Source organism: Caulobacter sp. (assembly GCF_035254145.1).
Lineage (GTDB): Bacteria > Pseudomonadota > Alphaproteobacteria > Caulobacterales > Caulobacteraceae > Caulobacter.
This window is the reverse complement of the sequence record NZ_DATFAV010000119.1, coordinates 1-6,274: the sequence shown is the minus strand read 5'-3', so window position 1 is coordinate 6,274 and position 6,274 is coordinate 1. Positions and strand designations below refer to the sequence as shown.

Sequence of the window (6,274 nt, the reverse complement as noted above, 5' to 3'; positions counted from 1 at the left end):
CGGGGGCACCGCGCCGATCAGCACGACCTTGGCCACGCGGCCGGGCTTGGCGCGGGCGGCGTAGTGGATCGCCTCGCCGCCGCCGGTCGAGTGGCCGACGTGGATGGCGTTCTTCAGGTCCAGATGGTCGGCCAGGGCGATCAGATCGGCGGCGTAGGTGTCCATCTCGTTGCCGGTGTCGGTCTGGCTCGAGCGACCATGGCCACGGCGGTCGTGAGCAATGACCCGATACCCCTTACCCAGGAAGAACAGCATCTGATTGTCCCAGTCGTCGGCCGACAGGGGCCACCCATGGTGGAAGACGATCGGCTGGGCGCGCTTGGGACCCCAGTCCTTGTAGAAGATCTGGACGCCGTCCTTCGTCGTGACGAAACCGCTGCTCATGTGCGCAACTCCTGTGGATTGGGGATTGGCTGGGGTTTTGGCGGCGCCTTGGGCGGCGCCTCGGGCGGGTCTCTGGGCGAGCGCCAGGGAGGGGGCGGCCGAAAGGGCGGCGAGGCTCAGGCCCACGGTCAGAACGCCGCGCCGCGAGACATCTTCATGCTGCTGGTCGTCTTTCATCGGTCGCCCCTTCCGGCCTGTCCGCTCTGGCGCCATTAGCGACCCGAACGGCGACCCTGGCTTGAACGAGCAAGGCGCCTTTTGAAGGATGCGATCCAAAACCCGACGCGACGGGACCGACCCGCGGGGAGAGCTCGCGCCTTCCCCACGGGCCGCCAACTAGAGCATTTCACGACCTGACCGCGTCAGGCCGTGAGCTCCAGTCTTTGGTTCTGATGCATTTTTCTTCACGCGAACCGGGACCGCTTCGCTCGAAAAATGCTCTAGAAGCCGATCCGGGCGCCCAGCCGGAGGGTTCCGCCGGCCCTGCCGCCGCCGTTCTCGCCGGTGGCCTCCAGGAAGGTCGACGCCGCGGCGACGCGGTAGCTGAGACCCACCGTGACCTGGCCGAAGGTGCGGCCGCCGTCCTTCGACAGGTGCTCGACCTGGTCGCCGCCGATCAGGTCCAGGCCGTTCTTGACCGTGAAGTCGTGCACGACGAACGCCGCGCCGTAGGTCCCGAACACGCCGCCCAGGGCCTGGCTGTTCAGCACGCCGCGGACGCCGGCCTTGGCGACGAAGCCGCTGGCGTTGTCGAAGTCGAGCCGCTGGGCGAAGACGGCCGTGTCGTCCAGGCGCGTGCTGACGTAGCTCACGGCCAGCAGCTTCTCGTAGATCAGGCCGTCGGCCTCGGATCGCCCGCCCGCCTCGACCTGCGCGCCATAACTGGTTCCGTCGAAATCCAGGTCGATGGCGTCGGGCCCGTTGCGCACCTTGATCGACTGGTGGTCGACCTTGGCCAGGGCGTTGACGAAGTAGCCGCCGTGGGTCAGCGCCATGTAGCCGCCGACATTGGCCACGCGCAGCTTGGCCTCCTGTCCGGCGACGCCGCTGAAGCGCATCTCCGAATCCGCGTAGCCGCCGGTCAGGCCCAGCAGCAGGCGGCCATCGTCCAGGCCGGCGTTGATCAGGTCGGCCCCGAACTGGCCGCCATAGGTCGTCTGCCGATAGTCCACCTCCACGGCCTGGGCGCTGGCCCCGACCTTGTCGTCACGATCGGTCCGCCCGCCGAAGGCCTGGCCCCAGACGCCCAGGCCATTGGCGTCGCCGTCGGCGTCGCGCAAGTTGGCCACGTGCGCGCTCCAGGCGTCGGCCGACTGGCGCCAGACCCCGCCCGCCCCTTCGGAGACCTTGAGCATCTCGTAGGCCCGCTGGCCCGCCACGCCCTTCAGGCGGTAGCGGGTCGTCGCGGAATCGAACTCGAGCTCATAGCGAACGAAGCCGATCTCGGCGTTCTCGACGAAGAAGGCGTTGGCGGTCGAGTCCTTGCCGGCCTCGATCAGCACCGGCCCCTTGTCGCCGGTCAGCTTGGCCGTCTTGGCGGTGAGCCCGCCCAGGACGACGCCGGTGCGGCCATTGGCGATCTCGCCGACGACGAGGCGGTCGGCGCCCCCGTCGGGCCCGACGTCGAGCCCCAGCAGCGCCTTGGCGCCCGAACCGCCATAGTCGCCCGACACGCGCAGGACGTCGCCGGCATGGCCGTTGCGCAGGTCGATCAAACCGGTGTTCTTCAGGGCGTCCAGGGACAGCAGCGAGACGTCGACCGGCGCGGCCGCGCCGGCCCCGATCGTGATCGTTCCATTGTTGACGAGCGTGTCTTCGCCGCCGCCGAAATCAACGCTGTCAGCCAGGTCGACGGTCTTGTCGTTGGTGACCGAGTCGGCCCCGTCGGTGAGGGTGGTGTCGCCGAAGGTTCGGCGAGGCTCCGGCGCTCCGTCCGCGGCGTGGACCGGCGCGGCGGAGAGCAGAAACAGAGCCAAAGGGGAGAGGATGGCGGCCCGCGCCAGGCGGGGCGGCCCAAAACGACCCGCGGCCGGCGAACGCGCGCCGGGGCGGTGAACAGGACTAAACACTTACTGACTCCGTAAGCGATCGCGCCCCCGCGATGACGCCGCCTCTATAGGGTCAAGCTCGCGCGGGCAAGACTCGGCTGGGAGCGCAGGGCCAGCCTGGCCGCGCGAGGCCGGCGCCTTCTCGCCTGGATTGCAAAATCGCCGATTACACGCCATCCTTTGGAAAATTCGGGGGGAGAGGCCAGTGCAACTGCTCAGCAGCGCCGATTTCGCTAGCCAGGCCAACACCAGCTACGAGCTTTGGCTGGGTGACGGCGCGATGAATCTCACCCTGGTGGACATACGTCCCTTGCCCGCCGCGGCCCATGCCGGATCGATGCGCCAGCCGTTTTCGCTGATCTTTCGCAGCAGCGTCCGCCATGTGCTTCCGCAGCGCACCTATCAGCTGAAGAACGCCGCCAGCGGCGTGCAGGAGGTCTTCCTGGTGCCCGTGGGGCGCGACGCCGCCGGCGTCCTCTACGAGGCGATCTTCAACTAGAATGCCTTGGATCAAGTGTGAGCGGTTAAATCGCTCGAATGCGCTCTAGGTGTAAGACCGAGACGTGGACCACTCCATGCGCCAATGGACGCCCTCTAGGGCTACGCGCCGAAAACCAAGCCGGCGGTAGAGCGCTTCGGCGCGAGGATTGGCCTCCAGGACGTGAAGCCAGACCTTGGGCGTCCCCGCGCGCTTGGCCTCACCCTGGACATGCTCGAGGAGTTCGCGCCCGAGACCACGTCCGCGCGCCCCAGAGACCAGGCCGATATCCATCACCAGAAAGCCGTCGACGGCCCGGTCGATATAGAGCCTGCCGATGGGGCGCTGGCGATGCTGGACGATCAGGAAGTCCGCCGACGGAAAGCTGGCGCGGAAATATCGGTCCTGGAGATCGAACTGGCTGTCCGTGAAGGCGCGCTTTTGCGGCGGCGGCCAGCCGGTCGGGGCCAGTTCCTCGCTGCGAAAGTCGAAATAGAGATCGCGAAGGAAGGGTTCGTCGGCCGGCGCGGCGTGACGCAGCCCAAGCCCCCGCTCGGGCCAGCTTGCGGGCGGCGCTAACGCGCCGTCCGCCGCGCCGAGGGAGCGTTCAATTGAACTGGGGAAATTCGCCATACAAAGCGATGCTGTAGTTCAGGGCGAGAACCGGCTGGCGATTTTCGTGCGGCTGACTGCCCCCGATCGGATTGACGACGGCCGGAAAGAGGGCGGTGTTGGGAGAGGCCGCGGCCGAGTAGAGACGCGCCGATCTTGGCCCGCCCAGCCCCGCGCCGGCCTTCGGCCCCGGATCGGTGGCCGGTTGCGGATAGGCCTGCAGATTGTGGGTGTGATACGGCATCTCGTCCCAGATCAGGCCGACGGTGTTCTCGCCCACGGTGTCGCCCAGGGCGCGGTCGGTCAGGCCGGGTCCCTGACCCTGGCTGACCCCCACGCGCCCGGTGAAGTTCGGCAACCGGAAAGTCACCCGGCCATCGCCGCCATAGTTGACGCCCAGTAGCGCGAACAGGCTCGTATTCTGAGTGATGCGCAGCAGTTCGCCATTCGCGAACGCCCATTGGACGGGGGCGAAATTGAAGCCGAAAATCTGAATTTCACCGATGAAGGGTGTCGTCATCTGTTCGCCCCGCTTAGTTCTGGCTCGGGAAAATCCCGGCCCATGCGATGCAGTAGGACACCGTCAGCGTCGGCATCATGTTGTCGTGCGAAGCCCCGCCGCCGGCGGCCCCCACGGACTGCGGGTCCAGGATGCTGGGCGTCAGCCCCGAGACGTCCGAGAGGTAGAGATTGTCGTTCTCGACCGTGGCCGTGACCAATTCCGGACCCGGCGCGACGACCGTCGCGGGCGCGGTGGAGGCCTGCAGGACGTGCCCGTGGGCGGGCGTCTGGGCTTGGGTAAGCGTCACCCCCTCCGAGCCGCCGCGATCGCCGATGATCCGCGTCGTCAGGTTCGTCCCCGTTCCCTGATGGATCGGCGCGGCGCCCCGAAGATCCGGCACTCCGAAGGTCGTCGAGCCATCGCCGCCGTAGGTGGTCCCCAGGATGGTGTACAGGACCTCGTAGTCCCCAATCGGCACGGCCGAGCCGTCGCAGGCCAGCCAGCCCACCGGGATGCGGCCGAAGCCGAACATGCGGATCTCTCCGACAAAAGGCGCTGTCACGGATCCCCTCCTGACGGTTCTGGCGGCCTGGGTTGTTGGCGGCCTGGATTATTGGCGGCTTGGGAAGACGCCCGCCAAGGCGATCTGGAAGTTGATCACCGTGAAAGGCTGCATGTTGGCGTGCGCCCCTCCGCCGCCGCTTGAGGCGATAGTGGTGTCCGCCAGGGGTTGCAGGGCGGTCGCCCCTCCATAGGCGGGTTCGGTGGACACGGAACTGGCGCTCAGCATCGCGCTTGGCACCGGACGCAGCGTCCCCGCCGTCGTGCTGGCGTTCAGCTGGTGATTGTGCAGCGGCAGCTGGTCCAGCGTCAGCGTCACGGTTTCAGATCCTAGGGGCGTGCCTTGCACATACGGCTCCGGCGACCAGTCAGGATCTGCGGAGAGACCAGCCCCCGTCGCCGCCCTGCCTTGCAGGTTGGGGAGCTGGAAAGTCGCTCGCCCATCGCCGCCGTACTGGGTTCCCAGAAGAGAAAACAGCGCCTGGTTCTGACTGATCGGCATGAGCTGGCCGTTGGCCAGGGCGAAGCCTTTGGCCGCGAACGGGTATCCGGTCATCATGACCTGGCCCACGAAATATATCGCCATGCCACCTCCCCGAGCCCCATTTCAACGATGGGCGCCATCCACATAACAGCGATATATGAACTTCGTCGAAATTCAACTATAAAGTGAACGGTCGCTTTCCTATTTCGAGCCAAGGGCCGCTGATCCGGCGTTTCCGCCAAAAAATCGCAACCCTTGCGGGTCAATTTTCACGCGCAAGCCAGAAACACCACTGACGCGTGCTAAAAAATACCTTAATGAAATATTGATACGACATCTCTCGAAGAAAATAGCAACCTTAAGGCGAATTTCGAGCTGGATGGAGTGCGGCGGACCAGGGGGGCGTTGGTGCTTATGCAAACGTTCGAGGGCGCGTACAGGCCAGATTTCCATGAGCGTTCGGCCAAAAGAGGCTGGGCCAGGGCCGGCCGCTCAGGCCTGAAGGCGTGGGCTCGTCGGGAACGTGCGCCCCTGGGTGGACGCCTTCGCGGAATGGTGAAAGCGGCGGCCACGCTGCTGACGGCCGTTCTGCTGACCCTCGTGGCGGCGAGCATGGCTCATGCGGCCTGCACGATTTCGTTCACCGTCAACGCCAACAGCAGCAACAATAAGTACGGTTTCACCAGCACCGACTACGTCAATTGCGACCCGTACAACAGTGGGATTTACGACGACAATCTGGTCGCCAACAATGGCACCCCCACGACGACTGCGCACGGCGGCACGCTGTTTGTTCGGAATAACTTCACAGATGGCATCAGGTACAATAACCAACCTACGGACAATGGCTTTTTCTATACGCCACCCGGAGGTTTTACAGGCACTGATACTGCGACCTTCAAAGGTGTCGACAGCAACTTCTTAGATATTACGGGCACGGTGACGATCACCGTTGTCTCGGCTTCTCCCACGGCCAGCAGCTTCACCTACGGCTCGACCGTGGCCTACAACTCGGGCGGCGCCTCGGCGACGACGTTCAGCGTCACCGGCAACGTGACCAACAGCCCCACCAGCTACGCCGTCGGCTCGGCCACCACCACCGGCGGCGGCTCGGTCAGCATCAACAGCTCGGGCACGGTGTCCTACACGCCCCTGGCCGGCTTCCGGGGCAATGACACCTTCACCTTCACCGCCACCAACGGCTC

At 65.8% G+C, this 6,274-nt stretch carries 8 protein-coding genes; 2 read left to right on the top strand and 6 right to left on the bottom strand.

Features of this window, described 5'->3' with window-relative positions; all coding sequences use genetic code 11:
• Together VJ655_RS06825 and VJ655_RS06820 are read right to left on the bottom strand one after the other, a co-directional pair.
• A partial coding sequence (locus VJ655_RS06825; RefSeq protein WP_324110312.1) for an alpha/beta hydrolase occupies window positions 1-384 on the bottom strand: 384 nt, incomplete at its 3' end.
• Between the two features lie 440 nt (window positions 385-824).
• A complete protein-coding gene (locus tag VJ655_RS06820; protein WP_324110311.1) occupies window positions 825-2,360 on the bottom strand; it encodes a hypothetical protein in 1,536 nt (511 codons plus the stop codon).
• Window positions 2,361-2,637: 277 nt separating this feature from the next.
• On the opposite strand from VJ655_RS06820, the gene VJ655_RS06815 reads away from it, so the two are divergent.
• On the top strand, window positions 2,638-2,931 hold the full coding sequence (locus VJ655_RS06815) for a DUF6916 family protein (protein ID WP_324110310.1): 294 nt from the start codon (window positions 2,638-2,640) through the stop codon (window positions 2,929-2,931).
• A gap of 45 nt (window positions 2,932-2,976) precedes the next feature.
• Here the strand turns inward: VJ655_RS06815 and VJ655_RS06810 are convergent, their stop codons facing one another.
• From VJ655_RS06810 to VJ655_RS06795, 4 genes are read right to left on the bottom strand one after another with little or no spacing between them, the layout of a single operon-like run.
• A complete protein-coding gene (locus tag VJ655_RS06810; protein WP_324110309.1) occupies window positions 2,977-3,543 on the bottom strand; it encodes a GNAT family N-acetyltransferase in 567 nt (188 codons plus the stop codon).
• Window positions 3,518-4,042, bottom strand: a complete 525-nt coding sequence (locus tag VJ655_RS06805; protein ID WP_324110308.1) for a phage tail protein — start codon at window positions 4,040-4,042, stop codon at window positions 3,518-3,520. Before VJ655_RS06805 ends, VJ655_RS06810 begins: the two co-directional genes overlap by 26 nt.
• A gap of 13 nt (window positions 4,043-4,055) precedes the next feature.
• Entirely contained in the window at window positions 4,056-4,586 is a 531-nt protein-coding gene (locus VJ655_RS06800) for a phage tail protein (RefSeq protein WP_324110307.1), read from the bottom strand.
• A gap of 48 nt (window positions 4,587-4,634) precedes the next feature.
• Window positions 4,635-5,171, bottom strand: coding sequence for a phage tail protein (locus VJ655_RS06795; RefSeq protein WP_324110306.1), 537 nt, complete (start codon window positions 5,169-5,171; stop codon window positions 4,635-4,637).
• Window positions 5,172-5,621: 450 nt separating this feature from the next.
• Here VJ655_RS06795 and VJ655_RS06790 point away from each other — a divergent pair.
• On the top strand, window positions 5,622-6,274 hold a 653-nt coding region (locus tag VJ655_RS06790; protein ID WP_324110305.1), incomplete at its 3' end, for an Ig-like domain-containing protein.